Here is a 3264-nt window from a genome sequence, read left to right on the forward strand (position 1 = left end):
CGCAGCAGCTGGGCGCCAAATCCTGGAAAGACGTGTTGGCGATCCGGTGGCGGATCTCCCACGGCGAAGCCGGCCACCGCCTGGGCGAGGCGGCGGTGTTGGCGCCGCGGCGCACGGTGACCGGAGAATCCCTGCCCGCAGCACTGCCGGCGACCGCGGCTGCGCGGGCGTTGGGGTTGATCAACGCCGAGCATGTCGCGGTGATCCGCAACGCGGTCAACCGGCTGCCGGGGTTTGTCGACACCGCGACGCGTGGGCAGTTCGAGGTCGATCTGGTGCGGGTCGCCGTCGGGGTGGGACCGAAGGACCTCAAAGACACCGCCGCGTTGAGGTTGTTTCTGCTCGATCAGGACGGCCCGGTCCTTGATGACGCCGAGCGGGCCCGCAAACGCGGAGTGAGGTTCGGTAAGCAGCGCGGTGATGCGATGACCCCGGTCACCGGGGAGTTGAGCCCCGAGGCCGCGGTGGTGTGGGAGGCGATCTTCGCCAAGTACGCCGCGCCGGGAATGTGCAACCCCGACGATGCTGAACCGTGCACTTCGGGCACGCCGTCGCAGGCCCAGATCGACAACGATCACCGCAGCCTGGCCCAGCGCCAACACGACGCGCTGGTGGTGGTGGGGCGGATCGCGTTGATGAGCGGGGAACTCGGCACCCTCAACGGGTTACCTGTCGCGGTCATCATCCGCACCACCTTGCAGGATCTGGAATCCCGGGCCGGGGTCGGTGTCAGCGGTGGAGGCACCATCGTGCCGATCGCCGAGGTGATCCGGATGGGCGCCCACGCCAACCATCATCTGGCGGTGTTCGACAAAGCCACCGGCTCGGCGCTGGCGTTGTTCCGCGCCAAACGGATCGCGTCCCCGGCGCAGCGGCTGATGCTGATCGCCCGTGACGGGGGTTGCACCAAACCGGGCTGCACCGTGGGCGCCTACGGCTGCCAGGTCCATCACGCCGCTGCTGACTGGGCCGCCGGTGGGAACACCAACGTCGACGAGATGGGTTTGGCGTGTGGGCCTGATAACCGCGCCGTGGACGTCGACGGCGGCTGGCGCACCCGGATCAACGAGCGCTGCGAGGTCGAATGGATCCCGCCGCCATCCTTGGATACCGGCCAATCCCGGATCAACTACCGCCACCGCCCCGAACTACTCCTGCGCCCCGAGGAGCCTGCGCGTTCGGAGACCACCGCCGAGCGGGTCGAGCCCGAAGCGGCCCGCACCACTGAACCCGGCGAGCCCGCCGAAGCGACCCGCACCGGCGAACCCGGCGGCCCTGCACCACCAGAAAACCAAGCAGCCTGACGGCCGCGTGCTTCAGCAGAGTGCACCTCCGCGTTCCCAGCGGAGGGGAGGTGCACTCTGCTAAGAGGCGTGCATGGAACAGGCTGTAAGGCAACATCTTACGCCTACAGGCCGGTCGGTGAATGCAGCCGATGTCGATGGCCTATGAGAGGCCAGAGCGGACCGCCCCGTGTGCACTCGATTATTCGATTTTGAGACAGAGGCTTTCCAGCCGACGCACCAGCAGGCTGGGTAGCCACCGGGCCGGCTCGACCTTTTCGATCCGGGTGCTGTGTGCCAGCAGGTGTTCGACCACGATCCGGGCCTCCAGCCGGGCGAGGGCGGCGCCGACGCAGAAGTGTGCGCCCTTGCCGAACGCGATGTGGCCCTTACCGTTAGGGCGGTCGAGCAGCACCTCGTTCGGTGATTCGAAATGCTCGGAGTCCCGGTTGGCGGCGCCCCACAGCAGGATCAGGCGGGACCCGGCCGCCAACTCGTACCCGGCCAGGGTGCAGTCGCGCAGCACGTGCCGGTAGTGACCACGAAACGGCGGTTCGAATCGCAGAACTTCTTCGAGGAATGCCGGGATGAGGCCCAGGTCAGCACGCAGGCGATCCTGGATGTCCGGTCGGGTTGCGAGGACATTCGTCGCTGATCCGATCAGCGATGCCGTCGACTCGCCGCCGGCGCTGAACAGTGTAATCATCATCATCTGAGCAGTCATGACGTCGAGATCTTCTGTCGCGCAGGCGGTGGCGAGTTCACCCATGAGTGAGTCCCGCGGGTTCTCGCCCTCCTGCTCGAACTTCCGCGCCACGTAAGCAGCCAGCTCCATGGCGGCCATCCCCGCCGCCGCCAGTTGCTCCTGGCTGACCAGTCCCTCCAGCAACTGGGTGCTGGCGTACCCCCAGGCTGCGAGTTGGTCGGCGTCCTCGTCAGGGACACCGATCAGTCGGCATACGACCATCATCGGCAGGCGGTTGGCGACCGCGCTCATCCACTCGACGCGGCCGTTCTGCACTTCGTCTCGCCACAACGAGGCGATGGTCTCGGTGACGAACGCCTCTAGCGTGCCAATCCGCCGTGCCGCCAACGAGGGCACAAGCTTCTTGCGATGCGCCGCGTGGGCGGGGTCATCGGCGATGGCAAGTACCTGGGTCGGCCCGCCGAGCTCGTCCATCGGGAACAGTCCCACCGTTCCGTCGGGTTGATACACCATGGTGCCGGTCAGGTTCGACGAGAAGTCCTCCGGTCGGGTGACGGCGTCGTTGACGGCGTCCCAGCTACAAACCGCGTGAAAGCCAGAGTGCCCGATTGGATGCACCGGTGCGGCGGCGAGCATTCGGGCGTAGAGCGGGTACGGATCCTGAAGGAACTCGTCGGCGAACAACGCCAGGCCGAGTCCGTTGCTGTGGACGGTCACCTCTACAGGCTGAGACCTGCCGATGCGCCCGTCAACGCGCTGTTGAAAGTCGAATAGCCCTCATCAGCTCGGGTGCTGCGACTCGTCTCGCACCCCTCGGCGGACATGCGGCAACGGTGAGAAAACGCGGCAGATATGTCTCACGATCAGATACTAGAGCCTCAGCTTCTCGAAGGGTGGAAATGGCACGCGATGACTGGCTGGTCGGAAACCGGCATGATGCCGCCGCCGAGCAGATCTACGCCGCGGCCACCGAGCTGATCGCCCGAGACGGCATCGACCGGTTCGACATCGCGGCGCTGCAAGCGCGGGTGCACTGCTCCCGTGCCACGATCTACCGCCACGTGGGGGGCAAGTCGCAGATCCGCGACGCGGTGCTGGCGCGTGAGGCGGAGCGCATCGTTGAGTCGGTGCGAACCGCGGTGCGCGGTCTTAGCCTGAATCCGTGGACCAATCTGCGATCTGATCGGCGTGTGAACAGCGAAAATGCCTTCTGAACTGGGATAATAACGATTGTTGAAGTCGTAATGGTCCCGGTTTCGGAAGGCATTCTCAGTG

General features: G+C 66.0%; 2 protein-coding genes and 1 pseudogene. 2 read left to right on the top strand and 1 reads right to left on the bottom strand.

The genetic code is table 11. From position 1 onward, the window contains the following. On the top strand, positions 1-1304 hold a 1304-nt coding region (locus WA944_RS17420; RefSeq protein ID WP_526647185.1), incomplete at its 5' end, for an HNH endonuclease signature motif containing protein. A 181-nt stretch (positions 1305-1485) separates the two neighbouring features. On the opposite strand, the gene WA944_RS17425 is transcribed toward WA944_RS17420, so the two are convergent. Continuing rightward, positions 1486-2706, bottom strand: a complete 1221-nt coding sequence (locus WA944_RS17425; protein ID WP_526373774.1) for a cytochrome P450 — start codon at positions 2704-2706, stop codon at positions 1486-1488. Positions 2707-2888: 182 nt separating this feature from the next. On the opposite strand from WA944_RS17425, the pseudogene WA944_RS17430 reads away from it, so the two are divergent. Further along, positions 2889-3143: pseudogene (locus WA944_RS17430) on the top strand (TetR family transcriptional regulator); the annotation flags it as partial. Positions 3144-3264: the final 121 nt, after the last annotated feature.

The sequence above is a fragment of the Mycobacterium sp. genome (assembly GCF_049683355.1).
GTDB lineage: Bacteria > Actinomycetota > Actinomycetes > Mycobacteriales > Mycobacteriaceae > Mycobacterium.